This is a genomic window from Luteimonas sp. RIT-PG2_3 (genome assembly GCF_054902115.1).
Window position 1 is genome coordinate 168,876 of sequence record NZ_JBUBPF010000003.1, and the last position, 26,737, is coordinate 195,612.

21 protein-coding genes are annotated in these 26,737 nt (G+C 68.7%); 13 read left to right on the forward strand and 8 right to left on the reverse strand.

The genetic code is table 11. The features are described 5' to 3' along the window. Positions 1-12: 12 nt before the first annotated feature. The 5 genes from lpxD to rnhB are packed head-to-tail and all read left to right on the forward strand — an operon-like array spanning position 13 to position 4,218. Complete coding sequence (gene lpxD, locus ACYX7E_RS05680) at positions 13-1,065, forward strand: UDP-3-O-(3-hydroxymyristoyl)glucosamine N-acyltransferase (protein WP_462079602.1); 1,053 nt, start codon at positions 13-15, stop codon at positions 1,063-1,065. Further along, complete coding sequence (fabZ, locus tag ACYX7E_RS05685; RefSeq protein WP_462079603.1) at positions 1,062-1,520, forward strand: 3-hydroxyacyl-ACP dehydratase FabZ; 459 nt, start codon at positions 1,062-1,064, stop codon at positions 1,518-1,520. The genes lpxD and fabZ overlap by 4 nt, the downstream gene beginning before the upstream one ends. A gap of 3 nt (positions 1,521-1,523) precedes the next feature. Continuing rightward, positions 1,524-2,312 (forward strand): acyl-ACP--UDP-N-acetylglucosamine O-acyltransferase, encoded by a 789-nt coding sequence (gene lpxA, locus ACYX7E_RS05690; RefSeq protein ID WP_462079604.1) that lies wholly within the window; start codon positions 1,524-1,526, stop codon positions 2,310-2,312. Continuing rightward, positions 2,309-3,628, forward strand: a complete 1,320-nt coding sequence (gene lpxB / locus ACYX7E_RS05695) for a lipid-A-disaccharide synthase (protein ID WP_462079605.1) — start codon at positions 2,309-2,311, stop codon at positions 3,626-3,628. Before lpxA ends, lpxB begins: the two co-directional genes overlap by 4 nt. Continuing rightward, positions 3,625-4,218 carry a ribonuclease HII gene (gene rnhB, locus ACYX7E_RS05700; protein ID WP_462079606.1) on the forward strand — a complete coding sequence of 198 codons (594 nt, stop codon included), beginning with the start codon at positions 3,625-3,627 and terminating at the stop codon, positions 4,216-4,218. Before lpxB ends, rnhB begins: the two co-directional genes overlap by 4 nt. 39 nt (positions 4,219-4,257) lie before the next feature. Here the strand turns inward: rnhB and ACYX7E_RS05705 are convergent, their stop codons facing one another. Together ACYX7E_RS05705 and ACYX7E_RS05710 are read right to left on the reverse strand one after the other, a co-directional pair. Further along, a complete protein-coding gene (locus tag ACYX7E_RS05705; protein WP_462079607.1) occupies positions 4,258-4,758 on the reverse strand; it encodes a hypothetical protein in 501 nt (166 codons plus the stop codon). Positions 4,759-4,966: 208 nt separating this feature from the next. Further along, on the reverse strand, positions 4,967-7,102 hold the full coding sequence (locus ACYX7E_RS05710; RefSeq protein ID WP_462079608.1) for a tetratricopeptide repeat protein: 2,136 nt from the start codon (positions 7,100-7,102) through the stop codon (positions 4,967-4,969). 253 nt (positions 7,103-7,355) lie between these two features. Between ACYX7E_RS05710 and ACYX7E_RS05715 the strand changes: the two genes are divergently transcribed. The 4 genes from ACYX7E_RS05715 to ACYX7E_RS05730 all read left to right on the forward strand — a co-directional run bounded on the left by ACYX7E_RS05715 (position 7,356) and on the right by ACYX7E_RS05730 (position 13,793). Then, a complete protein-coding gene (locus tag ACYX7E_RS05715; protein ID WP_462079609.1) occupies positions 7,356-8,111 on the forward strand; it encodes a DUF1232 domain-containing protein in 756 nt (251 codons plus the stop codon). A 217-nt stretch (positions 8,112-8,328) separates the two neighbouring features. Next, entirely contained in the window at positions 8,329-11,880 is a 3,552-nt protein-coding gene (gene dnaE, locus ACYX7E_RS05720; protein WP_462079610.1) for a DNA polymerase III subunit alpha, read from the forward strand. Positions 11,881-12,005: 125 nt separating this feature from the next. After that, entirely contained in the window at positions 12,006-12,965 is a 960-nt protein-coding gene (locus tag ACYX7E_RS05725; protein WP_462079611.1) for an acetyl-CoA carboxylase carboxyltransferase subunit alpha, read from the forward strand. Positions 12,966-13,055: 90 nt separating this feature from the next. After that, a complete protein-coding gene (locus tag ACYX7E_RS05730; RefSeq protein ID WP_462079612.1) occupies positions 13,056-13,793 on the forward strand; it encodes a tetratricopeptide repeat protein in 738 nt (245 codons plus the stop codon). Between the two features lie 42 nt (positions 13,794-13,835). Here ACYX7E_RS05730 and ACYX7E_RS05735 read toward each other — a convergent pair whose 3' ends face one another. After that, on the reverse strand, positions 13,836-14,897 hold the full coding sequence (locus tag ACYX7E_RS05735) for an NADH:flavin oxidoreductase/NADH oxidase (RefSeq protein ID WP_462079613.1): 1,062 nt from the start codon (positions 14,895-14,897) through the stop codon (positions 13,836-13,838). 119 nt (positions 14,898-15,016) lie between these two features. Here ACYX7E_RS05735 and tilS point away from each other — a divergent pair, with 119 nt between their 5' ends. The 3 genes from tilS (at position 15,017) to ACYX7E_RS05750 (ending at position 17,622) form a co-directional block, all read left to right on the forward strand. After that, on the forward strand, positions 15,017-16,387 hold the full coding sequence (gene tilS, locus ACYX7E_RS05740) for a tRNA lysidine(34) synthetase TilS (protein WP_462079614.1): 1,371 nt from the start codon (positions 15,017-15,019) through the stop codon (positions 16,385-16,387). A gap of 61 nt (positions 16,388-16,448) precedes the next feature. Further along, the gene (locus tag ACYX7E_RS05745) at positions 16,449-16,721 is read left to right on the forward strand and encodes an exodeoxyribonuclease VII small subunit (RefSeq protein ID WP_462079615.1); all 273 of its coding nucleotides are present in this window, start codon (positions 16,449-16,451) and stop codon (positions 16,719-16,721) included. Further along, positions 16,705-17,622 carry a polyprenyl synthetase family protein gene (locus tag ACYX7E_RS05750; RefSeq protein ID WP_462079616.1) on the forward strand — a complete coding sequence of 306 codons (918 nt, stop codon included), beginning with the start codon at positions 16,705-16,707 and terminating at the stop codon, positions 17,620-17,622. Before ACYX7E_RS05745 ends, ACYX7E_RS05750 begins: the two co-directional genes overlap by 17 nt. 99 nt (positions 17,623-17,721) lie before the next feature. Here ACYX7E_RS05750 and ACYX7E_RS05755 read toward each other — a convergent pair whose 3' ends face one another. The 3 genes from ACYX7E_RS05755 to pmbA form a co-directional block, all read right to left on the reverse strand. Next, entirely contained in the window at positions 17,722-18,174 is a 453-nt protein-coding gene (locus ACYX7E_RS05755) for a DUF4870 domain-containing protein (RefSeq protein WP_462079617.1), read from the reverse strand. Positions 18,175-18,339: 165 nt separating this feature from the next. After that, positions 18,340-18,762 (reverse strand): DUF4870 domain-containing protein, encoded by a 423-nt coding sequence (locus tag ACYX7E_RS05760; protein WP_462079618.1) that lies wholly within the window; start codon positions 18,760-18,762, stop codon positions 18,340-18,342. A gap of 235 nt (positions 18,763-18,997) precedes the next feature. Then, complete coding sequence (gene pmbA, locus ACYX7E_RS05765) at positions 18,998-20,380, reverse strand: metalloprotease PmbA (protein WP_462079619.1); 1,383 nt, start codon at positions 20,378-20,380, stop codon at positions 18,998-19,000. Between the two features lie 17 nt (positions 20,381-20,397). Between pmbA and yjgA the strand changes: the two genes are divergently transcribed. Continuing rightward, complete coding sequence (gene yjgA / locus ACYX7E_RS05770) at positions 20,398-20,952, forward strand: ribosome biogenesis factor YjgA (RefSeq protein WP_462079620.1); 555 nt, start codon at positions 20,398-20,400, stop codon at positions 20,950-20,952. A 190-nt stretch (positions 20,953-21,142) separates the two neighbouring features. Here yjgA and tldD read toward each other — a convergent pair whose 3' ends face one another. After that, complete coding sequence (tldD, locus tag ACYX7E_RS05775; RefSeq protein ID WP_462079621.1) at positions 21,143-22,603, reverse strand: metalloprotease TldD; 1,461 nt, start codon at positions 22,601-22,603, stop codon at positions 21,143-21,145. A gap of 117 nt (positions 22,604-22,720) precedes the next feature. Continuing rightward, the gene (locus ACYX7E_RS05780; protein WP_462079622.1) at positions 22,721-26,668 is read right to left on the reverse strand and encodes a YhdP family protein; all 3,948 of its coding nucleotides are present in this window, start codon (positions 26,666-26,668) and stop codon (positions 22,721-22,723) included. Positions 26,669-26,737 lie beyond the last annotated feature (69 nt).

Here is a 26,737-nt window from a genome sequence, read left to right on the forward strand (position 1 = left end):
GCATCACCTGGCATGAGCAATCCGCTGCCGGCTTCCCCGTCCTATTCCGCGAGGGAACTGGCGGAACGCTTCGCGCTGGAGGTCTCTGGCGACGACGACGTCGTCGTCAGCGGCGTCTCGACGCTGGCGTCCGCCGGCGCAGGACAGCTTGCGTTCCTGGCCAACCCGCGTTATCGCCCGCAACTGGCGGAGGCCAGGGCCAGCGTCGTGGTCCTGCGCGCGGACGATGCCGCCGCCTTCGCCGGAACCGCACTGGTCGCGCGCGACCCGTATGTCGCCTTCGCGAAGATTTCGGCGTTGTTCGAGCATCGCAGCCGGTTTGCCCCGGGCATCCATGCCAGTGCCGACATCGATCCCACTGCCCTCGTGTCTGCGGATGCCAGCATCGCCGCCTTCGTCAGCATCGGGGCGCGCACGCATGTCGGCGCTGGCGTCCGCATCGGTCCCGGATGCGTGATCGGCGAGGACTGCCGGATCGATGACGGCAGCGAGCTCGTCGCCCGGGTCACGCTGGTCAAGCGGGTCCGCATCGGCCGCCGCGTGCTGGTCCACCCTGGCGCGGTCCTCGGTGCCGATGGCTTCGGCCTGGCGATGGATCGGCCGCAGGATGGCGACCCGCACTGGATCAAGGTGCCGCAACTGGGCGGCGTGGACATCGGCGATGATTGTGAGATCGGCGCCAATACCACGATCGACCGCGGCGCGATGGAAGACACGGTGCTCGAAGCCGATGTCCGCCTCGACAACCAGATCCAGATCGGCCACAACGTCCGCATCGGCGCGCACACCGCTATCGCCGGATGTACCGCGGTCGCTGGCAGCGCGCGGATCGGACGCTACTGCATGATCGGTGGTGGCGCCGGCGTCGTCGGCCATATCGAAATCTGCGACCGGGTGGTGGTGACGGCGATGAGCTTGGTCACCCACTCGATCAGCGCGCCGGGGGAGTATTCTTCCGGTACGCCTTTGATGGACAACCGCTCGTGGCGCAAGAACGCCGCGCGCTTCAAGCATCTGGATGCGCTGACACGTCGTGTCGGCGCCCTTGGCAAGGGGGACGAATGAGCCAGGACGTTGTACTTCCAATTGATATCAATCGCATCAGGGTACTGCTGCCCCACCGGTACCCGTTCCTGCTGGTTGATCGCGTCGTCGAATTCGACGCTGCGACACGCCACATCGTGGCCTACAAGAATGTGACCGGGAACGAGCAGTTTTTCCAGGGCCACTTCCCGGAAAGCCCGGTGATGCCGGGCGTGCTGGTCATCGAAGCGCTGGCGCAGGCCGGCGGCATCCTCAGCCACCTGGTGCGCGGATCCGTCTATGACGGCACGCCCTCCTACCTGGTCAAGGTCGATGCGGCGAAATTCTCGAAGATGGTGGTGCCGGGCGATCGCCTGGAACTGGATGTCACCATCAAGCGCGAGATCCGCAACATGATGCTGTACGACGGCGTTGCCCGCGTCGACGGCGTACAGGTCGCACGCGCGGAGATCCTCTGCGCAGAGTCGAAGGGCTGATCGATGGCGGCCGCCCCGCGGGTCCATGCTTCCGCGATCGTCGATCCGTCTGCACGGATCGGCAAGGATGTCGTCATCGGTGCGTTCACCATCGTGGGCGCCGATGTCGAGATCGGCGACGGCAGTATCATCGGGCCGCATTGCAGCGTCCTGGGGCCGACCCGCATCGGTCGCGAAAACCATGTCCATGGCCATGCCGCGATCGGCGGCGAGCCGCAGGACAAGAAGTTCCGCGGTGAGCGCGTCGGCCTTGACATCGGCGACCGCAACACCATCCGCGAGTTCGTCACGATCAATCGCGGCACCGGCGAAGGCGGCGGCGTCACCCGCATCGGCAACGACAACTGGCTGCTGGCCTATACGCATGTCGCCCACGACTGCGTCGTCGGCAACCACTGCGTGTTCTCCAACAACGCGACGCTGGCCGGACATGTCGAGGTGGGCGATCACGTGATCCTCAGCGGTTTCGCCGGGATCCATCAGTTCTGCCGCATCGGCGCGCATGCGTTCATCGGCATGGGCGCATTCGTCAACGGCGATGTGCCGCCGTTCGTCATGGTCGCGCAGGACGGTTATGGCCGGCCACGCGGCATCAATGCCGAGGGTTTGAAGCGGCGCGGCTTCGACAGCGAGCGCACCGCCGCGATCAAGCGCGCCTACCGCGCGTTGTACATGTCCGGCGCCAGCCTCGCCGAAGCACGCGAACAACTGGCGACGTTGGCTGCGGACAGCGAAGACGTCCGTGCATTCCTCGATTTCATCGAGCGCGGCGAACGGCCGCTGTTGAGATGACACAGGGAACCGGGCATCCGGAATCGGGCGCCGGAACGACGTCGCCCTTTGCCTCAAACCGGTCGATTGCAGGGACCGCACTCGATTCCCTCGCCGCTTCCAGCCACACCACCACTTTCGCGCCCCGCCCTCCCGGCGCGCCGCCCCTGCGTATCGCCCTGGTCGCGGGTGAGGCTTCGGGCGACCTGTTGGGCGCAAGCTTGATCGATGCACTCCGCGAGCGCTTCCCCGACGCCGTCTTTGCCGGTGTCGGCGGCGACGCGATGCGCGCGGCCGGCTTCGACGACTGGCATGATGCGTCCGAACTCGCGGTCATGGGCTTGAGCGAAGTGCTGCGCCACCTGCCGCGCCTGCTCGGCCTGCGTCGCGCGCTGCGCAAACGCCTGCTGCAATGGCGACCCGGTGTCTTCATCGGCATCGACGCGCCCGATTTCAATCTCGGCCTGGAGCGCGCGCTCAAGCAGCGCGGCATCCGCACCGTGCACTATGTCAGCCCGTCGGTCTGGGCCTGGCGCGAGAAGCGTGCGGCGAAGATCGGACGCAGCGCCGATCGCGTGCTGTGCCTGTTCCCGATGGAGCCGGCGATCTATGCGCGCCACGCCGTCGATGCGCGCTTCATCGGTCATCCGCTTGCCGATGTCATGCCGATGCATCCCGACCGCGCAGCCGCGCGCGAAGCGCTGCGCCTGCCTGACGGTGCGGCCGTACTTGCGGTCTTGCCGGGCTCGCGGCTGGGCGAGATCGCGCGACTTGGCGATATCTTCCTTGCTGCTGCGGCGCGCGTCGCCGCACAGGTCCCCGGCCTGCAGATCGTGATCCCCGCCGCAACAGCGGCCTGCCGGCAGGCGATCGAGCGCCAGCTCGAACAGGCCTCGCTGCCCAGCGGGCAGGTGCATCTGCTCGACGGCAACGCCCGCAGCGCGATGATCGCCTCGGATGTCATCCTGCTGGCGTCGGGCACCGCCACGCTCGAAGCCATGTTGGCCAAGCGGCCCATGGTCGTCGGTTACCGCATCGCGCCGACGACCTATCGCATCGTCAAGGGCCTGGGGATGCTGAAAGTGGATCGCTACGCCCTGCCCAATGTCTTGGCCGGCGAGACCATCGCACCGGAGCTGATGCAGGACGACTGCACGCCCGACGCACTCGCGGACGCGATCCTGCACTGGTTCCGCTCGCCGGACGCGGTGGTCGCGCTGGAACCCCGCTACCAGTCGCTGCACCAGGCCCTGCGTCGCAACGCCTCGCAGTCGGCGGCCGATGCGATCGCCGAACTGTTACCGACTGCACCGACGATGGGCGGCATGCCTGCATGATCGTTGCGCCGCCACGTCACACGGTGCTGGTCGCAGGCGTCGACGAAGCCGGCCGCGGCCCGCTGGCAGGCCCCGTCGTCGTCGCTGCGGTGATCCTGGATCCCGCGCGCCGCATCGATGGGCTCGACGACTCCAAGAAACTCTCGGAAAAACGTCGCGAGCGGCTGTATCCGTTGATCGTCGAACAGGCCCTGGCCTGGCGCATCGAGTTCGTCGAAGTCGCCGAGATCGACACGCTCAACATCCTGCAGGCCACGCTGATCGGCATGCGCCGCGCCCTGCAGGCGCTGTCGCCGGCCGCGCAGTTGGCGCGCATCGACGGCAACCGCCTGCCGCGCGATCTGCCATGCGAGGCGGAAGCGCTGGTCGGTGGCGATGCGATCGACCCTGCGATCATGGCCGCGTCGATCCTGGCCAAAGTCGCACGCGACCGCCACATGCTGGAACTGCACGCACAATGGCCGCAATACAGTTTCGACCAGCACAAGGGATATCCCACGGCCACGCACCTGTCCCTGCTGCGCGCGCATGGTCCCTGCCCGCAACATCGCCGCAGCTTCTCGCCGGTACAACAATCGTTGCCCTGGTAGTCGCAGCGGCCTTGCCCGGGTGCAGGACGCGAACGCGCTCTACATCAGCGGCGGATCCGAGGACACCACGATGATCGGCGTACCTGCGAGCGGAGTCTTGTCGAGCACGCCCTGCACCTGGCCTTCCGGAAAATCGGCATCCGCGCCGACGATCACCGTGAACACATAACGCCCGTCTGCCAGGCCCGGCGCGATCTTCGCCGCGACCGCATGGCCGGCGCCCGAACGCAACACCAGTCGCCACGCAGCGGGACTACCGTTCCCGTCCGCATCCGCCTCGTCGCCGGGCAATGATGACAACGGCAGCGGCGCACCAGCGGCCTCGGCGAATGGCTGCGCCGGACCCGACTGGAACACGACGCGGAATGCAGCGGCGGCACCGCCATCCGACGCAATGCTGCGCCAGACGACGCGGTCGACATCCTGCAGATGGACCGCCTCCGGTTGCAGCGTCCATCCCCCATTCGCATCGCGTGCGATGTCGATCACCACGTCCTGCTGAGCGCCTGCCGCCGTTTCGGATTCTGTCGGGGACACCATCTTCCACCTCCATCGGCATCTGTCGCGATGCCATCGTCTCGTGAAGCGACGTCCGGAACTCCAGCGTCGCGCATCTGTGTACAGCCGTGGTGCTCTTGCCTTGCCGCTCTTGCGGTAGTGCGCTTGCCGTAATGCGCTTGCCGAAGCCTTCGTACCCTGGCGCGCCTGCGGTGGTGCTCCGCTGTTTCTTCTGTTCGAAATGCCGCGCCTATTGCCGACGCTCCGCCACGGACACGGCCAGAAACGGATTGCCGGCAATCCGCCTTTCCGGGATCCCTGCACGGCGCGCCGTGTCCAGGCGCTTGCGCGCGTCCTCCTCATCACCAAGCGCGTGCAGGGTCTGCGCATTGAGCAGGCTGGCCTCACCCGCTGCCGTGCCCAGCGCTTCGGCACGCGCCACCATCTCACGCGCCTGCCGGGTCATGCCCAGGTTGGCCATGTACCAGCCGGTGGCGGCCATCGCGACCGCATCGTCGGGATTGAGCGCGAGATAGTCCGTGGAGATCTCGACCGCGCGACCGAATGCGGTGGTTGCCGCCGCCGAATCGGCGCCTCCCGATTCCGCCAGCAATGCATTGCCCAGGTTACCCCAGACCAGCAGGTCGCCGGCATCGAGCTCGACGGCGCGTCGCAGCAGGCTCACCGCCGCCGGGTACTCGCGCTGCAGGAACTTGAGTTCGCCATAGTTGCTGAGCACGCCTGCCGTCGGTTGCAGGCTGATCGAACGCTCGAACGCCTCGGCCGCAAGACGGTGGTCGCCGATGCTCAGGTACAGGCCGCCCAACGTACTCCAGACCACCGCATCGTCGGGCCGGAAGCGCACTGCGGCGCGATAGCTCTCGATCGCGCCTTCCAGGTCGCCCTGCAGGTACTGCTGGTAACCCAGCCGGCTATGGATCGCGGCATTGCCCGGGCTTGCCTGCATGGCCTTGCGGAAATACGTCAACGCCTGGGCGTGCTCGCCACGCGTTGCGTGGATCTGCGCGATGCCGGTATAGGCGCCCGGCCAACGCGCGGGATCCTTCAGCGCGAGCGCGTACTGCGCGAGTGCCTGCTTGTCGTCGCCCTGCGTGCGATACAGGTCGCCCAGCGCAAGGCTGGCGATGCTGGACCCCGGATCCATGTCGCGCGCCAGCTCGCAGGCGACCCGGGCATGCGCCAGCGACTCCGCGTTGCGACGGCTGCCAAACCTGACCAGTTCCGAGCGGCAGATGCCGGCCTGCGCCTTCGCGAAACCGCGATCTTCCTTCAACGCGCCGTTGAAGAACGCGATCGCGTCGTCGACGTTGCCGCTGCTGGCGGCCAGCCGCAATTGCTGCATGCCGCGCAGGTAGGCATCGAAGGCGACCACGTTGCGGGTCGGCGTCAGCTTCCGCGACAACGCTTCGCTGCGCTCGGGCAACACCTGCAGCAGCGCGCCGACGACTTCGTTGGCGATTTCGGTCTGGGTCGCGAACACGCCCGTGCGTTCGCGGTCGTAGACCTGGCTCCAGACCGTGAAACCGGTGCGGGTATCGGACAGGCGCGCACTGATCCGGAGGCGTTCGCCCTCGCGGCGCACGCTGGCGTCGAGCACCGCCGACACACCCAGCAGCGCGCCCAGCTTGCGCACGTCGGTCTCGCGGCTCGCAGGACTGGCCGGAGACAACGGTGCAGCAACCTTCAATCCCGCCACGCCGGCCAGGGCATCGTGCATTTCCACCGCCAGGCCTTCGGCGAAGTAATCATCGTCGCGCTCCCCGCCCAGCGTCGTGAACGGCAGGATCGCCACCGAGGCCTCGCCCCGCCCGGTAGGCGCCGCCGCCTGCTGCTGCCACCACAGCGTCGCGATGACAATACCGATGGCCAGCAACGAGGCCGTCATCCAGGTGCGCATCGTCCAATGCCGGGGCGATGGCCGGGCAGCCGCTCCGCTGCGGTCGCCGCTGCCGACGTCCCAGGGCCGGCCCGAAGTCGATCCAGCGCCCGAACCGACCTCGGTGTCTGCGATAACGTCGGCCGGCAGCACCTCGTCGAGGCGGGCATGCTGCTGCAGCAACGCGCCGACGAAACGGTAGCCCACGCCGTGCTGGGTCTGGATGTAGCGCGGCTGCTGCGAGTCGTCGCCCATCGCGTTGCGCAATTGCGCCACTGCACGCGTCAGCACGCCCGGCGTCACGTGGCGATGGCCCCAGACCTGGTCGATCAGCGCCTCGCGGCCGACCAGTTCGCCCGGTCGCCGCAGCAATGCCAGCAGCACGGCGAAGGCCTTGGGCTCGACTGCCTGGGGCTCGCCGGCCCGCAACAACAGGTGCGCAGCCTCCTCGACGACGATGTCGCCGAAACAGAAGCGTCCGGGCGACACCGAGTCCGCTGCACGCCCGGCTGCCCCAGGACCCGCTGCCCCAGGGCCCGCTGCGCCAGGACCGGCCGCGACGACGCCCGGAAGTCCCTGATCGGCGGCTTCGTCGGTCATGGTCCGTCCGTGCTCATGTCATCGCACCATCATCAGACTTGGCTCACGAAAACATCCTAACTCCCTCATGACCCCAACGGGAAAGCGCACCGATGCTGGTCACGCGCTCCATCCCCCGGGCGCCTGGACATGAGGACTGCACGTGAACGCAATCGTGAACACCCTGGCCGCCGGCCGCCGGCGACCCGACCATCCGTCTCCCCACTCGCCCGGCAGCAAGGTCTCGATCGAGGCCAGTCACCGCATTCGCGGCGGCAGCGGACCGTCCAGCTGTTGCAGCAGCGGAGTCGCCAGCCACACGGGCGGCACTGGCAAGGCGACCCGCGGCAGCCGGCGCATGATCGGCAGTTATCCGATCGACCAGGGCGCGTTGGACCGCTTCAACCGCCTGCTGCGCCGGCTCGGCCAGTCGCCACTGACCCTGGACGCGCTGACCGACTTCGCACGCTGCCTGGCATCGGCGACCGCCAACAACGCGACACCGGCCTGGATCATCGCCCGGATGCGTCGGGCGTCCGTGCTCAACGTCATGATCGCCGACCCCACCTGGGACCTGGCCGAGGACTGCCGCGACGCCGCGCGCCTGGTCATGGACTACGTCCACAGCACCCTCGACCTGATCCCCGACAAGCTGCCGCGCCTGGGCTGGCTCGACGACGCGATCCTGATCGAGGCGGCGTGGCCGTTGCTGTCGGGCGAAGTCGACAGTTACCTGGACTTCTGCCGCGTGCGCCACCTGGAAGCGCAACTGCGCGGCTGCGAGGACCACGCGTTCAGCTTCAGCCGCGAGGACTGGCTGCGCCTGCACGTCGCCTCGACCGACGGCAAGGGGCATCGCCGGGTGGTGCCCCGCGAACAGGTCGTCGCCTCACTGGGCATGACGCCGCTGGAAGACTGAACGGCAACGGCGGGCCGCGCCGACGGGCCTGCATGCTGGCGCAGGACGCTACCCCGCGCCGGCCCCCGTCACTGCGGGCGTCGGCCTGGTGTTGCGGCATGTTCCGGCGTGTGCGGGCATCGGCGGATGCCGCCGGCTGATCCGCAGGCAGTGGACTGTCAAGCCTTGTCCGGACTGCCTCGCGGACCTACCCTGACAGGCTACAGCCGGCCTGCCGATGTCCCAACGATTCGTCCACCTCCACCTGCACAGCGAGTACTCGCTGGCCGATTCGACGATCCGCATCCCGGATCTCGTCAAGCGTAGCGCTGCCCTCGGACAGCCCTCGGTCGCACTGACCGATCGCAACAACCTGTTCGCGCTGGTCAAGTTCTATCGCGCGGCCGAAAGCGCCGGCATCAAGCCGATCGCCGGCGCCGACGTGATGATGGCCGACGGCGACGCCCCGGCCTGGCCGATGACCCTGCTGTGCCGCGACCGCGACGGCTACCTGAGCCTGTCGCGCCTGCTGACCCGCGCCTGGATGGAAGGCCATCGCCATGACGGCGTCGTGGTGCGGCCGGAATGGCTGCAGGAGCTCAACCTCGGCCTGTTCGCGCTGGTGGGTCGTCACAGCCACGCCGGGCAACTGGTGTCCGGTGGCCGCGACCAGGCCGCCAACCAGTGGCTGGCCGGCTGGCAGCAGGTCTTCGACGATCGCCTGCACCTCGAGGTGACGCGTTGCGGCCTGGACGGCGAGGCCGACTTCAACGCCTTTGCCCTGCAGGCCTCGGTCGAGCGCAGCCTGCCGCTGATCGCCAGCAACGACGTCCGCTTCCTCGATGCCGAGGGCTTCAACGCGCATGAGGCGCGCGTCTGCATCGCGTCCGGACGCGTGCTCGAGGATCCCAAGCGCCCGCGCGACTACGCGCCCGGCCAGTTCCTGAAAAGCAGCGAGGACATGGCGGCGCTGTTCGCCGACATTCCCGATGCGATCGACAACACCCTCGCACTCGCGCAGCGCTGCAACCTCGAACTGCAGCTGGGCACCTACTACCTGCCTGCGTTCCCGGTGCCGGCCGACGAGACGCTGGACAGCTGGATCCGCAAGGAGTCGCGCGACGGGCTGGAGAAGCGTCTTTCCAAGCACCCGATGGCACCGGGCCACGACCGCGCCAGCTACGACGCGCGCCTGGAGACCGAACTCGACGTCATCATCAAGATGGGGTTCCCGGGTTACTTCCTGATCGTTGCGGACTTCATCAACTGGGGCAAGGCCAACGGCATTCCGGTCGGGCCGGGCCGTGGTTCCGGTGCCGGTTCGCTGGTGGCGTGGGCGCTGGGCATCACCGACCTCGATCCCCTGCCCTACGACCTGCTGTTCGAGCGCTTCCTGAATCCGGAACGCGTGTCGATGCCCGACTTCGACATCGACTTCTGCATGGACCGTCGCGACGAGGTCATCGACTACGTCGCGGCGAAGTACGGCCGCGACCGCGTCAGCCAGATCATCACCTACGGCACGATGGCGGCCAAGGCCGTCGTCCGCGATGCCGGACGCGTGCTCGGCTATCCCTACGGCATGGTCGACGGCATCGCAAAGCTGGTGCCGATGACGCTGGGCATCGGCCTGGAGGACGCACTCGGCCGTACCGACAAGTCGCGCAGCGACGATGCCTGGCGTTCCGACGAACTGATCGCGCGCTACAACGACGAAGACGACGTCCGCGACCTGCTCGACCTCGCGCTCGAGCTCGAGGACCTGACGCGCAATGCCGGCAAACACGCCGGCGGCGTGGTGATCGCGCCGACGCCGCTGTCGGACTTCTGCCCGCTGTTCGCCGAACACGACGAAGGCGGCCGTGGCCGCAATCCGGTGACCCAGTTCGACAAGGACGACGTCGAAGCCATCGGCCTCGTCAAGTTCGACTTCCTCGGCCTGCGCACGCTGACGATCATCGACTGGGCGGTGAAGGCGATCAACAAGCGCCGCGCACGCGCGGGCGAGGCGCTGCTCGACATCGACGCGCTGCCGCTCGACGACGTGCCCAGCTACCAGCTGTTCGCGCGCGGCGACACCGTCGCAGTGTTCCAGTTCGAATCGCGCGGCATGCGCGAGCTGCTCAAGCGCGCGCAGCCCGATACCTTCGAAGACATCATCGCGCTCGCCGCGCTGTTCCGTCCCGGTCCGCTGGGATCGGGGATGGACAAGGAATGGGTCGATCGCAAGCATGGCCGCACCGAGGTCAGCTATCCGCACCCCTCGCTGGAGCAGGTGCTCAGCCCGACCTACGGTGTGATCGTCTACCAGGAACAGGTGATGCAGATCGCCCAGGTCCTGGCCGGCTATTCGCTGGGCGGCGCCGACCTGCTGCGTCGCGCGATGGGCAAGAAGAAGGCCGAGGAAATGGCCAAGGAGCGCGCCAAGTTCGAAGCCGGCGCGGCCGAGAACGGCGTCAACCCGAAGGTCGCGACCTCGATCTTCGACCTGATGGAAAAATTCGCCGAGTACGGCTTCAACAAGTCGCACTCGGCCGCCTATGCGCTGGTCGCCTACCAGACCGCATGGCTGAAGGTGCATTACCCGGCCGAGTTCCTGGCCGCGGTGCTGTCGTCGGACATGGACAACACCGACAAGGTGGTGATGTTCCTCGACGAATGCCGCGCGCAGGGCATCGACGTGCTGCCGCCCGACGTCAATTCCTCCGGCTACATGTTCGAAGCGATCGACAGCAATCCAGCCCCCGGTTCGCAAGCGAGCCGGGGCACCATCCGCTATGGCCTGGGTGCGGTCAAGGGTGTCGGTCGCGGCGCCTGCGAGGCCGTGGTCGAGGCGCGCGGCAACGGCTTCGAAGACCTGTTCGATTTCTGCAAGCGCATCGACACCGGCAAACTGAACAAGCGCACGCTCGAAGCGCTGATCAATGCCGGCGCCCTCGATGCATTGGCCGGCAATCGCGCATCGCTGATGCTGCAGCTGCCGGAAGTGCTGAAGGCCACCGACCAGATCGCCAAGAACCGCGATGCGGGCATCTTCGACATGTTCGGCGGCGGCGGCGCGCCCGATATCCACATCGACCTGCCAACCTGCGCGGAATGGCCGCTGCAGCAGAAGCTCAACGGCGAACGCGAGACCCTCGGGCACTACCTCAGCGGGCATCCGCTGGATCCGTATCGCGATGAACTCAAGGGACTGGTGGGCCACCACCTGGGCCAGCTCGACGAGATCTGGGCTGCGCGCAAGGACGACAAGGCCGGCAAGAGCTGGCGCCCGGAAACCACGGTGATCCTGGCCGGCCAGGTCATGGGCATGCGCAAGCGTGGCGAATCGCAGGCCTTCGTGCAGATCGAGGACGGTCGCGGGCGGCTGGAGTGCGCGTTCTTCGCCGAGGCCTATTTCGAGAATTCGCAGTTGCTGACCCGCGACCGCATCCTGGTCATCGAAGGCGGCCTGCGCGAGGACGAGTTCAGCGGCGGCTTCGCGCTGCGGGCACGCCGGGCCTGGGATTTCGACGTGGTCTGCCAGCAGCACGCGCAGGGCCTGGCGCTGCAGCTCGACCTGCGCGTCGACGGCACCCTGGAACAGGTCGAATCGCTGCTGTCGCAGCGCCGGCCCGGGCAGACCGCACTGCGCTACGACCTGCTGCTGCCCAAGGGCGCCGCCGGCACGCTGGCGATCAACGGCAGCCACGGCGTGCGCGTCGATGCCGCGCTGCCGGGCACGCTGCGCGCACTGCCCGGCGTCAGGCAGGTGCGCCTGAACCTGACGCGCCCCTGGACCAGCGGCTGAGGCCAGCACCCACCACGGCCAGCGCGCTTCCAGCGCGCCCCTTCCAAACCCGGGCGTACGGTCGTTTCCGGTGCCGTCCGTTAAACTGTCCACTTTCCGGCCTCTGGCCCAGGGCTTGCCCTTACATGAATCCAAATTACCTCGACTTCGAACAACCCATCGCCGATCTCGAGGCGAAGATCCACGACCTGCGCCAGGCCAGCAACGGCCCCGCGGTCAACATGGATGCCGAGCTTCACGCCCTGCAGGACAAGCTGCGCAAGCGCACCGCGCACATCTTCCGCGACCTGACGCCATGGCAGGTCTCGCAACTGGCCCGGCACCCGGCACGCCCCTACACCAACGACTACATCCGGGTGTTCTGCGACGAGTTCGAAGAGCTGGCCGGTGACCGCGCCTATGCCGACGACGCCGCGATCGTCGGCGGCCTGGGCCGCATCAACGGCCGCAGCGTCGTCATCATCGGCCACCAGAAGGGCCGCGACACCAAGTCCAAGGTCCGCCGCAACTTCGGCATGCCGCGCCCCGAGGGCTACCGCAAGGCGCTGCGGCTGATGAAGATGGCCGAGCGCTTCAAGCTGCCGGTGCTGACCTTCATCGATACCCCGGGCGCCTATCCCGGCATCGGGGCCGAGGAGCGCGGACAATCCGAGGCGATCGCCCGCAACCTGATGGAGATGGCCGAGCTCAAGACCCCGATCATCTGCACGGTGATCGGCGAAGGCGGCTCCGGCGGCGCGCTGGCGATCGGCGTCGGCGACCGCACGCTGATGCTCGAATACAGCACCTATTCGGTGATCTCGCCGGAAGGCTGCGCATCGATCCTGTGGAAGGACGCCGGCAAGGCGCGCGACGCGGCCGAGCAACTCGGCCTGACCGCCAAGCGCCTGCTCAGCCTGGGCCTGATTGACAAGCTGGTGCGCGAGCCGATCGGAGGTGCGCATCGCAATCCGCACCAGACCGCGATCCGCCTGAAGGCCGTGCTGATGAAAGAGCTCGACGCGCTGGAACGGCTGCCGATCTCCGAGTTGCTTGAAAATCGTTACCGCCGCCTGCGCAGCTACGGCGCCTACGAGGCGGCCTGACGCAACGGCATGCTGCGACACGGCGCGCCGCATCCGCCGGCGCTGCCGCACGCATTGACACTCCAGAGACCGAGCCCCGACAGGGATGCCATGAGCCCGATCCTGCTGCTATCGATCATCCTCCAGGTCGGCTGCGCCGTGCACGTGGTACGCACCGGCCGGCCGATGTACTGGCTGTTCATCCTGCTGATCGGTTCCTACATCGCGGTCCTGATCTACCTGGTCGCCGTGGTGCTGCCGGACATGCAGAACAGCCGCGGCGCGCGGCGCGTGGTGCACAACCTCAAGGACCAGATCGATCCCGAACGCGGCCGGCGCGAAGCCGACGCGCAACTGGCGATGTCGGACTCGCAGGACAACCGCCGCAAGCTGGCCGAGCAATGCCTGGCCGCCGGCGATTACCAGAAAGCCGCCGACACCTACCGGTCCGCGCTGCGCGGACTCTATGCCAATGATCCGCACCTGTTGATCGGCCTGGCCCGGGCGCAGTTCGCACTCGGGGAGACTGCACAGGCCAGCCGGACCATCGAGTCGCTGATTGCCGCCAACCCGGGGTTCCACTCCTACGACGCGCACCTGCTTTACGCGCGCGCACTGGCCGCCAGCGGCGAAACCGGGCGCGCCCGCGAGGAGTACGCCGAGCTGGTCACGCGCTTCCCCGGCGAAGAAGCGCGTGCGCGCTATGGCCTGCTGCTGAAGAGCGAAGGCGACGATGCCGCCGCGCGCGCGGTTTTCCAGGACATCCTGCAACGCCTGCAGACGCTGCCCGACTACTACCGCCGCGAACAGCGCGAGTGGATCGATATCGCCAGGCGCGAGCTCGGCTGACGCCGCTCGGCACCCACGAGGTCATCCGGACCTCCTCCGCGCCTACCAGGCGCGCTGGTACTGCAACGGCGTCGTGATCTGCGCGCCCAGGGCCTGCGCCGCGCGCCGCGGGAAATACGGATCGCGCAGGAATTCACGCGCCAGCAGCACGATGTCCGCATCGCCTCCGGCCACGATGCGCTCGGCCTGTTCCGGTGTCGTGATCAGGCCGACCGCGCCCGTGGCAACGCCGGACTCGGCACGGATGCGCGCGGCGAACGGCACCTGGTAGCCCGGCCCGACCGCGATCTTCTGTTCCTTGGACAGGCCACCACTCGACGTGTCGACCAGATCGACGCCGCGCGCCGCGGCGAGCCTGGACAGCGCGACGCTGTCGTCGACCGACCAGCCACCGTCGACCCAGTCGGTCGCCGAGATCCGCAGCCACAGCGGCAGCGATTCGGGCCAGACCTCGCGCACCGCATCGATGACCTCCAGCACCAGCCGCACGCGGCCATCGAAACTGCCGCCATAGCCATCGCGGCGCAGGTTCGACAACGGCGACAGGAACTGGTGCAACAGGTAACCGTGCGCGGCGTGGATCTCGACGAGTTCAAAGCCCGCCTCGAGCGCGCGTACCGCAGCCTCGCGGAACGCACGCGTGATGCCGGCGATGCCCTCGGCATCGAGCGCCTGCGGCTGCGGATAGGTCACGTCGTAGGCCAGTGCCGAAGGGGCGACCACCTGCCAGCCACCGGCCGCTTCCGGCACCCCGCCATGGCCCAGCCACGGCGCGTACGTGCTGGCCTTACGGCCGGCATGCGCCAACTGGGTCCCCGGCACCGCGCCGTGTTTGCGGATGAAGGCCGCGATCGGCGCCCATGCCTCCACCTGCGCCTGGTTCCACAGGCCGGTGTCCTCGGGCGAGATCCGCCCCTCCGGCAGCACGGCGGTGGCTTCGGTGAAGACAATGCCGGCACCGCCGACGGCGCGACTGCCCAGGTGGACCAGGTGCCAGTGGTCGGGTAGCCCGTCGCGCGCCGCGTACTCGCACATCGGCGACACCGCGATGCGGTTGGCGAACGTCAGTCCGCGCTGGCGCAACGGTGAGAACAGCACGGACATCGGCAGGCTCCAGGCAGGCAGGACAATGGACGACTGTAGGCCGCAGCGGCGGGGTCCGCGACGACGCCACCGGATCACTGCATTGCAGCGCATGGCACCATGTCGCGATGACGCCCGCGATGCCCCCCGCGCACGACCCTGCGAACACCGACATCGCGCTGCCTCCCGCGCCCGGGGCCGGCAGTCTGGTGGTCGGCTTCAGCGGTGGACTGGATTCCACCGTGCTGCTGCATCGCCTTGCCCGTGCCGTCGCTCCCGTCGCCGTTGCTGCCGGTACAGCCCCTGCGCGCGGGCTGCGTGCGCTGCACGTGCATCACGGCCTGCATGCCGACGCTGACGCCTGGGCCGCGCACTGCCAGGCGACCTGTGCGGCGCTCGGCGTCGCGCTCGATGTCGTCCGCGTGCGGGTCGACACCGACAGCGGGCTGGGCCTCGAAGGCGCCGCACGTGCGGCCCGGCATACCGCCTTCGCCGCCGCACTCGGTGCCGGCGACATCCTGACCCTGGCCCACCATCGCGACGACCAGGCCGAGACCTTCCTGCTGCGCGCCTTGCGGGCCTCCGGCGTCGACGGGCTGGCCGCGATGCGTCCGCTGCGGGCGTACCCACCCGGCTGGTTGTGGCGCCCTCTGCTGGCGCTCCCACGCAGCGCCCTGCTGGCCTATGCGCAGGCGCGCGACCTGCAGTGGATCGAGGACCCCGGCAACGTACGCGACGACCTCGACCGCAACTTCCTGCGCCATCAGGTGCTGCCCCTGCTGCGGCAACGCTGGCCGCAGGCCGACGCCGCCTTCGCCCGTGCCGCGGCCTTGCAGGCCGAGACCGCGGCACTGCTGGCGCATGACGACGTCCGCTTGCTGGCGGACGCCTGCGATGGCGATCCGCACCGGCTCGAGGTCGCGTTCCTGGGCCGGCTGCCTGCCGCCCGGAGCGCCCGCCTGCTTCGCCTGTGGATCGCAACGCTGGGACTGCCTCCATTACCGGCACAGGGCCTGCGCCGGATCGCCTCCGACCTGCTGGTCGACGCCCCCGGCGACGATGCACGCTTCGCCTGGCGCCATGCCTGCATCCGGCGCTGGCGTGGCTGGCTGCATGCCGATGGCCTGCGACCGTCGTTGCCGGTGGAGTTCCGGGTCGCGTGGACGCCATCCAGGCCATTGACACTGCCGACCGGCGACACGCTGTCGTTGACATCGGCCCGCCCGCTGCCACCAGGCACCGGCTTCATCGTGCATGCGCGCCAGGGCGGTGAACGGATCACGCTTGCCGGCCGGCACCACTCTCACGCGCTCAAGCACGTGCTGCAGGACGCCGGCATCGCACCGTGGACGCGCGAAGGCCTGCCGTTGCTGTCTTCACCCGATGGCACGTTGCTGGCCGCCGGCGACCAGGTGCTGTCGGGTACCTTCGCCGCCTGGCTGCTCCGCCACGAGGCACGGTTGTCATGGCAGCGCACGACGCGCGTCGATGCAGCTCCGCCCACCCGCTGACAACAGGCCGGCAACGCCGCCCTCCCTCGCCAGTCCGACGGCACGGGCTTACACTTGACGCATGGTCAAGAAGCCCACCGCCGAAGCCTCGCCCGTCGCCGATTTCGAAAGCTCGCTGGACCAGCTCGAACAACTGGTCGACAAGATGGAGCACGGCGACATGAGCCTGGAAGACTCGCTGGCCGCCTACGAACGCGGCGTCGGCCTGTACCGTCGCTGCCAGCAGGCGCTGGAACAGGCCGAGTTGCGCGTCCGCCTGCTCAGCGACCCCGATGCCCCGGCGAAGGCGGTGCCGTTCCCGGCGGCCGGCGGTTCCGATGACAGCGAGCGCTGAGTCCGTCCAGGCGGACGCGACGGACGGCGGGTTGTCGCAATGGCGCGTCGCCAGCGATAGCGCGCTGGCCGCGGCGCTCGACGGACTCTCATCCACCGAACCCAAGCTGCTGGCGGCGATGCGCCACGCGGTACTGCTGGGCGGCAAGCGCATGCGTCCGCTGCTGGTGCACGCGACCGGGCATGCCTGCGGTGGCGCGATCGATGCCACGCTCGCGCCGGCCTGCGCGGTCGAACTGATCCACGCCTATTCGCTGGTGCACGACGACCTGCCGGCGATGGATGACGACGCACTGCGTCGCGGCCAGCCGACCGTCCACATCGCGCATGGCGAGGCGATCGCGATCCTCGCCGGCGACGCCCTGCAGACGCTGGCTTTCGATGTCCTCGCGCAGGCCTCGCATCCGGCGCAGATCCGCGTCGACATGCTGCAGGAACTGGCGCGCGCGTCTGGCGCGCTGGGCATGTGTGGCGGGCAATCGCTCGACATCGTGGCGACCGGACGCTCCGATACGACGTCGCTGCCTGAACTCGAACGCCTGCATGCGATGAAGACCGGCGCGCTGCTGCGTGCAGCGGTGCGTCTGGGTGCGATCGCGGCGCAGGCCGACAGCGCGCAGCGCGTGCGGCTGGATGTGTTCGCCGACGCGCTGGGCCTGGCGTTCCAGATCCGCGACGACCTGCTCGACGTCGAAGGCGACAGCGCCACGCTCGGCAAGACCGCGGGCAAGGACGTCGCGCAGGACAAGGCGACGTTCCCCGCGCTGATCGGCATCGAAGACTCGCGTGCACGACTGGCCGAACTGTCCGGGCGCATGCACGACGCGCTGGCCGGCGATACGTTCGCGGACGCGCACGGACTGCGCGCATTGGCGCGCCGGGTCATCGAACGCGACCACTGACGCAAGCGCCCCCGTGCGCCGCGCTGGCGCAGGCGGCCGGGTGGACTCAGAACCCTGTTCACGATCTGTCGCGAGCGCAGCAAGATCGTGAGCAGGTTCCTAGACCAGGCGGATCGTGAACGGGTAACGGTAGCTTTCGCCGTTCCAGGCCTTGACCGTGGCAACGATGCTGCAGACCAGCCACATCACCGCGATCGCGAACACCAGCAGCAACAGCATCAGGCCGAGCGGAGCGGTGACGATCACGCCGATGCCCAGCGTCAGCACGGTGGCGCCCAGCAGCAGGAAGCCGGCCGCGAACACGCCGCAGGTGTACAGGAACATGCTGATGTTGAAGTTGAGCGCTTCACGCGCATGTCCGGCGATGAACGCCGAATCGTCGCGCTTGAGCAGGTAGACGGCGCCTGCGACCAACATACCGGCAAAGCCCGAGATCCAGCTGGTCATCAAGGCCAGCAGCAGCGCGCCCAGGTGCGTCAGCGCCGCCCATTGGCGTTCGGACGCGGACGCGTCGGACACGATCGTGGCGGGGGTTGTCTGTGAGGTCTGCATGCGAAGTCTCCTGCCGGAAACGCTCCGGTTGCAGGACCAATATGACCGCTGGCGCGCACAACTCAACCCAACCGATGGCCTACCCGCGCAGGTCACCGCCAGCCGCCGGCGATCCCGCGAACGGAAACCGCCGGCTGCCTGCACGCGAAGCGTGCGTGACGATGCTTACTTGATCAGGCGGATCGTGAACGGGTAGCGGTAAGCCACGCCTTCGTTGGCCTTGATCGCGGCGATGACGATGAAGACCAGTGCGGCAATGCCGATGATGAACATGATCGGCAGGATCACGATGAAGCCGATGAACAACGTCAGCACGCCGGCCATGAACAGGATCAGGAACACGCCGGCCAGCGTGATGTTGAAGTTCAGCGCTTCCTTGGCCTGGTCGTCGACGAAGGGCATGGTGTCCTTCTTGACCAGCCAGATGATCAGCGGACCGAGGAAGCAGCCGATGCTGCCGGCCCAGCCGGCGGTGACGACCGCACCGACCAGGGACGACAGGTGGGCGATCATCGCCCACTGCCGCTGGTCGGCAGGTGGGACGCCGTCGCTGACAGGCGGCGGAATGGTGTCATTGAAATCGGTCATGCCGAGCTCCCCGGAGGCGAATGGACGGGCGGTCGATACCGCCGCCAGCGCACATTACACCAAGCACGCAGCACAACGATGACGCCTGTCGCCGGCGCCGGCGGCGCCCGGCAAGGCCTTCGCCGGGTCGGCCCCACCCGCTGGCAGGGCCCTCTCGCTGGCGGGGTCGACGATGGCCCTTCCCCAGGCCGTCAGCACGACGGCGGGCCGGCCACTGGAGGTCAGTCGCTGGAGGTCAGTCGCTGCCGGCGACCGTCATCGCCCCGAGCAGGATCGAACCGGTACGGATATGCGAACGCGGATCGATATCGCTGCCGACCGCCTCGATGCCGGCGAACATCTGCTTGAGGTTGCCTGCAATCGTGATGCCATCCACGGCATGCACGATCTCGCCGTTCTCGACCCAGAAGCCGCCGGCACCGCGTGAGTAGTCGCCGGTAATGCCGTTGACGCCCTGGCCCATCAGTTCGGTGACCAGCAGGCCACGGCCGAGCCCGCGCACCATCGCCTGCAGATCGCCGGCATTGGCGGCCACCTCGAGGTTGTGCACGCCGCCGGCATTGCCGGTGCTCTGCAGGCCGAGCTTGCGCGCCGAATAGCTGCCGAGGATGTAGCGCTGCAGCACGCCGCCCTCGACCAGGGCCGATTCGCGCGTCGCCACGCCTTCGGCGTCGTAGGCCGCCGAACGCAGCCCGCGCGGCAGGAACGGACGCTCCTGGATCGAGAACCACGACGGGAACACCTGGGTGCCGGCACTGTCGAGCAGGAAACTCGCGCGGCGGTACAGCGAGCCGCCCGAAACCGCGCCCAGCAGGTGACCGATCAGCGAACGTGCCACCTCGGCGGCGAACAGCACCGGATAGCTGCCGGTCGCGATCGGGCGCGGGTCGAGCCTGGCCAGCGTGCGCTCGGCAGCCTTACGACCGACATCGCCCGGCGATGCCAGGTCCAGCGCCGACAGGCTGAAGCTGTACCAGCCATCGCGCTGCATGTCGTCGCCCTCGCCGGCGATCAGCGCGCATCCGAGGCTGTGGTGGGTCGCGCGTTCGGCGCCGACGAAGCCATGCGAATTCGCATAGACGCTCAGCGACTCCCCGGTCCCGACCGAGGCACCGTCGGTATTGCTGATCCGGCGGTCGGCGTCGCGCCCGGCCTGTTCGCAGGCCAAGGCAAGATCGACGGCCTGGTCGGCCGACAGCGCCCAAGGGTGCCAGTCGTCGAAGTCCGGCCAGCCATCGGCACCGGGAGTGGCCATCAGCTCGGCGTCGGCCAGTCCCGACGCGGCATCGTCCTCGGTGAAGCGTGCGATCGCGCAGGCCTGCTCGACGGTGGCGCGCAGGCTGTCCTCGCGCAGGTCCGCGGTGCTGGCGCTGCCCTTGCGCTTGCCGAAGTAGACGGTGACGCCGATGCCGCGGTCGCGGGTCGATTCCACGGTATCGACCGCGCCCATGCGGACGTTGACGTTGAGGCCGCGCTCCTCGGAACACGAGACCTCGGCCTGGGTGGCGCCCTGCGCCCGGCAATGCGCCAGCAGGCGCTCCGAGAGGCCGGACAGGCGCTGCAGGCGGTCGACGGAATCGTCGACGTCGGGGGCGGAAACCGGAACGACAGCGTTCAATGGATTATCCTGTTGCAATGAGAGGCAAAGACGAAGAGACCGGAGAATTCCTCGGCGCGAGCCGCAGCCAGCAGCGGCGCGAGGCGCTGGGGGTCCTGGCGCTGGGCGAACAGCTGTCCAGCCTGGGCGACGCGCAGCTGTCGAAGCTGCCGATTCCCGAGCACCTGCTGCCGCACATCCTGGAAACCCGCAGGATCACCTCGCATATCGCGCGCAAGCGCCAGCTTGCGTGGCTGGCCAAGCAGATGCGCCGCGAGGAGGACGAAGTCCTGGACGCGATCCGCGACGCGCTCGATGCCGGCGGCCAGGCCGCTCGCCAGGAGACCGCGCTGGTGCACCGGATCGAACGCTGGCGCGAGCGCCTGCTCGACGACGGCGACGCGGCGCTGGCCGAGCTGCTGACCGACTATCCGCGCGCCAACCGCCAGCACCTGCGCCAGTTGACGCGCAACGTGATCGAGGAGCGCAAGCGCAACAAGCCGCCGCACGCGTTCCGCGAACTGTTCCGCGAACTGCGCGAACTGATGTCGCAATCGCAGGACGACGACGCGTTCGTGGAAGACGCCGAGTAGCGCAGCGCGACGGTGCGGATGCAACCGTCTGCGCCGTCGGTGCTGTCTCCAGGCTCCCTCTGCAGCATGTCCATCCGGCGCGTGCCTGTTCTGGACATCCCAGCCCAGAGCCTGCCTGCCCGGAGCAGACTTGCTTGGAGCATGCCCACCCGCGCCGCGCTGCATCAGCCTTGCCATCGCTACGCCGCCTTCAGGCGCGCGTCCCGCCAACGGTGACCTGGTCGATCAGCAGCGACGGCTGGCCCACGCCGACCGGTACGCTCTGCCCGTCCTTGCCACAGATGCCGACGCCATCGTCGAGCGCCATGTCGTGGCCGACCATGCTGACCCGCTGCATGGTCTCGGGACCATTGCCGATCAGCGTCGCGCCCTTGACCGGCGCGGTGACCTTGCCGTCCTCGATCAGGTAGGCCTCGGTTGCCGAGAACACGTACTTGCCGCTGGTGATGTCGACCTGGCCGCCACCGAAGTTGACCGCGTACAGGCCCTTCTTGACCGAGCGGATCATCTCTTCGGGATCGTGCTTGCCGGCCAGCATGTAGGTATTGGTCATCCGCGGCATCACCAGGTGCGCGAACGATTCGCGACGGCCGTTGCCGGTCGGCGCGACGCCCATCAGGCGCGCGTTCAGCGTGTCCTGCATGTAGCCCACCAGCACGCCATCCTCGATCAGCGTCGTGCACTGCGTCGGCGTGCCTTCGTCGTCGATGTTCAGCGAACCGCGCCGCCCGGCCAGGGTGCCGTCGTCGACGATCGTCACCCCGGGCGAGGCCACGCGCTGGCCGATGCGGCCGGCATAGGTCGAGGTGCCCTTGCGGTTGAAATCGCCTTCCAGTCCGTGGCCCACGGCTTCGTGCAGCAGCACGCCGGGCCAGCCCGCGCCGAGCACGACCGGCATCGATCCGGCCGGCGCATCGATCGCCTCCAGGTTGACCAGCGCCTGCCGCAAGGCCTCGCGCGCGAATGATTCCGGACGGCCGTCGTCCAGCAGTTCGGCATAGTTGTAGCGGCCGCCAAAACCGGCATAGCCGGATTCGCGGCGGCCGCCCTGTTCGACGATGACCTGGATGTTCATGCGCACCAGCGGTCGCACGTCGCCGGCCAGCACGCCATCACTGCGCGCGATCAGGATCGTGTCGACGCCGCCGGACAGGCTGACCATGACCTGCTGCACGCGCGGATCGGCGGCGCGCAGCATGCGGTCGATCCTGCGCAGCGCCTCGACTTTGGCCTCGTTGCCCATCGCATCGATCGGATCGAGCGCGGGATACAGCGAGCGCGACGACAGCGCGTGCCCGCTGCGCAACGCCAGCGGCGCATGCGCGGCGCCATCGCGCGCGATCGCACGCGCCGACTGCACGGCGGTCAGCAATGCCTCGCCGTTGATGTCGTCGGAATAGGCGAAGCCGGTCTTCTCGCCGCTGATTGCGCGCACACCCACGCCCTGCTCGATCGAGTGCGCACCGTCCTTGACGATGCCGTCCTCGACCGTCCAGCTCTCGCGACGGGCATGCTGGAAATACAGGTCGCCGAAATCGATCCCCGGCCCGAGCAGGCTGCCGAACATGCGATCGAGGTGGAGGTTGTCGAGGCCGGCAGGCATCAACAGGCGGCTTGTCGCAACCGCCAGCGGCGTGGTGTTCTGGGTCATGGTATCGAGTGTGGGGGCTGGGCCCGAAATGGCAAGCCGCAAGCGGCAAAGGAAGCAGGCACGCGCCTGCTTACAGGCCGGCCGTTCAAGGGCCGGGCATTCACAAGGGCCGTCCCGTCACGGGCCGGCCGGTGGATCGACCGCCGGCGGCACGACGCTCGCGTCCTTGGCATGCGGTCCGATGCCGGCATGCGGGATCACGTCGACCTTGGGATCCTGCCAGGGGCCGCTGACCCGATAGGTCTTGGCGGTCATTTCACCCAGCGGACGCTTGAGCACGGCGTTGGCGACCGCGCCGACGGCCGCGCCCACCGGTCCCGCGGCGATCGCGCCGACCGCGGTCAGCAGGTTGCCGGCCTTGGGCAGCACTTCGATCGTCTGGTCGTGCGTCTGCGCCCGCAGGTCGGCACGTCCGCGGATGCGGATATCGGCGGCCGGGCCGCTGATCGCCATGTCGTCGCTGCTGGCGATGCCGTCGCCGATGCGGATGTTGCCGCCGATGCGGTTGAAGGTGAATCCCTTGGCGAAGAAATCGCGGAAATCGAGCATCAGCCGTCGCGGCAGCTCGGCGACGCTGAGCAGGCCGAGCACGCGCCCGGCACCGGGTTCGACCTCCGCCAGCTGGCCATCGCGGATCTGCACCGACAGCGTGCCTTCCAGCGCGCCGGGCGCGAACGCGATCGGACTGCCGGGCCAACGGGCGCTGAAGCGCAGGCTGCCTTCGCCGCCATTGATGCGCTGCCCCAGCCCCATGCCCAACAGCACACGGCCGAAGTCGCCGCTGTCGACATCGACATCCAGGCGCGTGCGCGCACTGTCGCCGCGCCCGACCCACTCGCCGCGCACATCCACCTGCTGGCCTGGCGCTCGCATCTGCATGCGCTCGATGCCGATGCCGTTGGCGATGCGCTGGGTGTACAGCGCCGCCTTGCCCAGTTGCAGTTCGCCCAGGCGCAGGTCGTCGACGTCGATGTGCAGCGGCGGCAGCGACGCGGGATGGAGGGTGTCGTTTTCGGCGGATGCCGATGCCTGGGCTGTCGCTTGCGGAGCGGCAGGGGCCGGCAGTGCCGCCGCTTTCTCGCCCGGCCTGGGTGCCGGCCAGTACAGTCGTTGCAGGCGGGCGACAATCGCCGCGCGGCGATCGTTCGGTACCTGCACGCTGCCCGCCAGCGTCGCGCCTTCCAGCGCCAGCTTCAGCACGCCCTGTTCTTCAGACCCGCTGATGCGGGTGTTGGCGAAATCGCTGCCGAACAACCGGAACCGCTCGGCCTGCACGTCGATGCTGCGCAACGCCAGACCATCGCCGTCGCCATCCCCGCCCAACGCGCTCCAGTCGATCGCGTCCAGCTCCGGGGTACGGCCACCGATGACCAGCCCGCTCGCGGGCGGTGCCTGCACGACCTGTCGGCTGCCCAGTTGCACGCGGACGCCCGTGCGCTCGCCGACGGTCCGCGCACGCAATGCCAGGCGATCGGCGAACGCCACGGTGATGTCGCCACTGCCCAGCGGCAGCGGGGTTTCGATCGTCGTCGACAAGGCTTCCGCTGCCGGCTTGCGCAGCGGTTGCGGCAGCGCCAGCGACGTCCCGACCAGATTGGAATGCAGCCGCAGCATGGTCGGCGCCACCCCGCCCGCCGTCCCCTTCTGCGTCGCGACTTTCCGCGGCGTCGCATTCTGCGCCGTGGCATCGGGCGTGGCGCCCTTCGGGATCGAGACGCCTATCGTCCACGGCGAACGTCCACGCACCTGCGGGACCAGCCAGCCCAGGTCCGGCGCACGCGCCAGCAGGTCGGTCGCCGACAGCGACATGTCCAGGTCGGCCTCGAAGGCATGCAGGCGATCGCGCACATGGCCTTCGCCGGCACGCAGGCTGAGCAGGCCAGGCTGACCGTCGCGATGCACGCGCAAACCTTCCGCATCGAACCCGTGCTGGTCGTAGCGGGCCTCGCCATGGACATCGCTGAAGGCCAGGTCCCAGCGCGATTCGGAAAGCTGCGCGCCACCCAGCGACACGCTGCCATCGATCTGCGGCGCGCCATGCGCGTGCAGGGCAAGCGCCAGCGCGAACCGGGTCGCCGCCGGGCCACTGGCCTTCAGCGCCTCCAGCGTTTCGGCATGCTCGTGCTGCAGCGGACTCTGCTTCAGCAGCGCGAGCAGCTTGGCGGCGTCGGTGTTCGCCTGCGCCCGGACCGCAAGATTGGCCTGTTTGTAGTGCGGCAGGCTGGCCTCGATACTGCCGACATCGATCCCGGCCATCGTCGCCGTGCCCTGCAGCGAGAATCCGTCGCCGACAAAACTGACGTGCCCGTTGATGCGTTCCATCGCCGGCCAGTCGGGTTGGAACTTGACGCCGACATCGACAAGATCGCCATCGGCCTGGAACAGACCCCGCGACGCCTTGCCATCGAGCGCGCTGAACGGCCAGTCGTCGAGATCGCCGGAGATCACCGCACGCCCATTGCGGACTTCGCCGGCAATCAGCGCGCCATCGAGCCAGCGCACTGCCGACTCCGGCATCTGGTGACGGATCCAGAACCGCTTGGCGAGCGTGACTTTCGCCGGCGCGACCGCCGCCGCCAGGTCGAGCACCGGACGCGAGCCGTCGGCCTGGAAGCCCAAGCCACCGCGCACATCCACGGCATAGCCGATGCCCTCCACGTGCAGTGCAGAGGTTTCCAGCCGCATGCCCTCGCCATCGCGCCACGCGGCCAGTTCGCCACGCAGCTGGATGGGGTGCGGCGCATCGAACGCCGGCGGCCAGTCGACGACGACCTTGGCCGCGGGGTCGAGAGCGAAGGCCAGCCCCTGCGCATCCATCGACAATGCGCCGGCCAGGCCCTGCAGGCCGGGACGGTTCGCAATCGCGGCAAAACCCAGGCCTTCGATCCGGCTCGATCCGCGCCAACTGCCTGGCCCGGACGGCGCCGAAACGCGGATGTCATGCAGCACGGCGGCCGGCTTCGACGTGGCCAGCCATTGACGCAGCGATGCCGGCAGGCGATTGCTCAGCGACAACGCCGCCACCAGCGGGCCGGCGTCGATGCGGTCCGCGCGCAGCCCGTACTGGCGGCCGCCGGCAAGCGCCAGACCGTCCAGCGATTGCGGCTGCGCCGCCATGCCCAGCCGCAGCGTCGGTGCGTCGATCCGCCACTGCGTGCCGTCACTGCGCCAGCGTGCCTTCATCGTCAGCCGTTCGAAGCCGGCCGAGGTGGCCGCTTCGCCGGCATGCAGCGGATCGCCGCGCAACGACAGCCCGTCGACCACGACATCGGTGGTCACCGAGACGACCTTGTTCCCGCGCAGCTCCACCCAGGCCTGGCCGCGCCCGCGTCCGGCATTGGCGACGATGCCGCCCGCCTGCAGCAGGCCCGACCATGCGGACAGATCCGCGTCGCGCGCGATCGCATAGGCCTTGCCCGATCCCTGCGTGCGGTCGAGGTCGAACGATGCCTGCACCGGCGCGGCGTCGCTGCGCATCCGCGCACGCGCGGCGACGCGCATGCGGTTGCCGCTGACCTGCACGCGGACGTCGATGCTCGGGATGACCGTATCGATGCCCAGCGACGGCGCGTGGATACCGAGGCTGCCATCGATGACCTGCAATTCGCCCAGGCCTTCCAGTGACGACATCGGATCGCCACCGGCCTGCGCCTGGCCCGGCAATCCACGCACACTCCAGATGCCGTTCGCGCTGCGCTCCAGCGTCAGCTCGACGCCGCGCAGGCGCAGCTCGGTGAACGAACGCCCGGGCAACAGGCCAGCGTACTGGGCCACCAGGATCTCGGCACTGCCGACCAGCACGGCGTCCGGGCCGTCACCGATGCGCAGGCCCTCGACCTGCAGCAGCGGGCCGCGTCGCGTCCAGGACGTCTGCAGTTCATCGAACGCGATGCCGCGCCCGGCCCGCTCGCTGAGCCAGGCCGCTATGCGATCGGGATGGCGCTCGGCGAGCGGCAGCAACTGGCTCATCAACCCGGCGCCGAGCGCCATCAGCACCAGCACCACCGCCACCGCGTAGCCCAGGCCACGCCGCGCCAGCCGCAGACGCCTGCGCAGCGAGCTCATGGCGGAGGGGCGGGACGCGCGCAGCCGCGCGCCCGCGACGCATCCGGCACGGCGCCGTCGCCATTGCGG

Coding starts and splice junctions, on each gene's coding strand:
- yjgA (WP_462079620.1), top strand. CDS start 20,398: ATGAGAGGCAAAGACGAAGAGACCGGAGAATTCCTCGGCGCGAGCCGC.
- ACYX7E_RS05780 (WP_462079622.1), bottom strand. CDS start 26,668: ATGAGCTCGCTGCGCAGGCGTCTGCGGCTGGCGCGGCGTGGCCTGGGC.
- dnaE (WP_462079610.1), top strand. CDS start 8,329: ATGTCCCAACGATTCGTCCACCTCCACCTGCACAGCGAGTACTCGCTG.
- ACYX7E_RS05735 (WP_462079613.1), bottom strand. CDS start 14,897: ATGTCCGTGCTGTTCTCACCGTTGCGCCAGCGCGGACTGACGTTCGCC.
- ACYX7E_RS05725 (WP_462079611.1), top strand. CDS start 12,006: ATGAATCCAAATTACCTCGACTTCGAACAACCCATCGCCGATCTCGAG.
- ACYX7E_RS05730 (WP_462079612.1), top strand. CDS start 13,056: ATGAGCCCGATCCTGCTGCTATCGATCATCCTCCAGGTCGGCTGCGCC.
- rnhB (WP_462079606.1), top strand. CDS start 3,625: ATGATCGTTGCGCCGCCACGTCACACGGTGCTGGTCGCAGGCGTCGAC.
- ACYX7E_RS05745 (WP_462079615.1), top strand. CDS start 16,449: ATGGTCAAGAAGCCCACCGCCGAAGCCTCGCCCGTCGCCGATTTCGAA.
- lpxD (WP_462079602.1), top strand. CDS start 13: ATGAGCAATCCGCTGCCGGCTTCCCCGTCCTATTCCGCGAGGGAACTG.
- lpxB (WP_462079605.1), top strand. CDS start 2,309: ATGACACAGGGAACCGGGCATCCGGAATCGGGCGCCGGAACGACGTCG.
- tilS (WP_462079614.1), top strand. CDS start 15,017: ATGCCCCCCGCGCACGACCCTGCGAACACCGACATCGCGCTGCCTCCC.
- fabZ (WP_462079603.1), top strand. CDS start 1,062: ATGAGCCAGGACGTTGTACTTCCAATTGATATCAATCGCATCAGGGTA.
- ACYX7E_RS05750 (WP_462079616.1), top strand. CDS start 16,705: ATGACAGCGAGCGCTGAGTCCGTCCAGGCGGACGCGACGGACGGCGGG.
- tldD (WP_462079621.1), bottom strand. CDS start 22,603: ATGACCCAGAACACCACGCCGCTGGCGGTTGCGACAAGCCGCCTGTTG.
- ACYX7E_RS05705 (WP_462079607.1), bottom strand. CDS start 4,758: ATGGTGTCCCCGACAGAATCCGAAACGGCGGCAGGCGCTCAGCAGGAC.
- ACYX7E_RS05755 (WP_462079617.1), bottom strand. CDS start 18,174: ATGCAGACCTCACAGACAACCCCCGCCACGATCGTGTCCGACGCGTCC.
- lpxA (WP_462079604.1), top strand. CDS start 1,524: ATGGCGGCCGCCCCGCGGGTCCATGCTTCCGCGATCGTCGATCCGTCT.
- ACYX7E_RS05760 (WP_462079618.1), bottom strand. CDS start 18,762: ATGACCGATTTCAATGACACCATTCCGCCGCCTGTCAGCGACGGCGTC.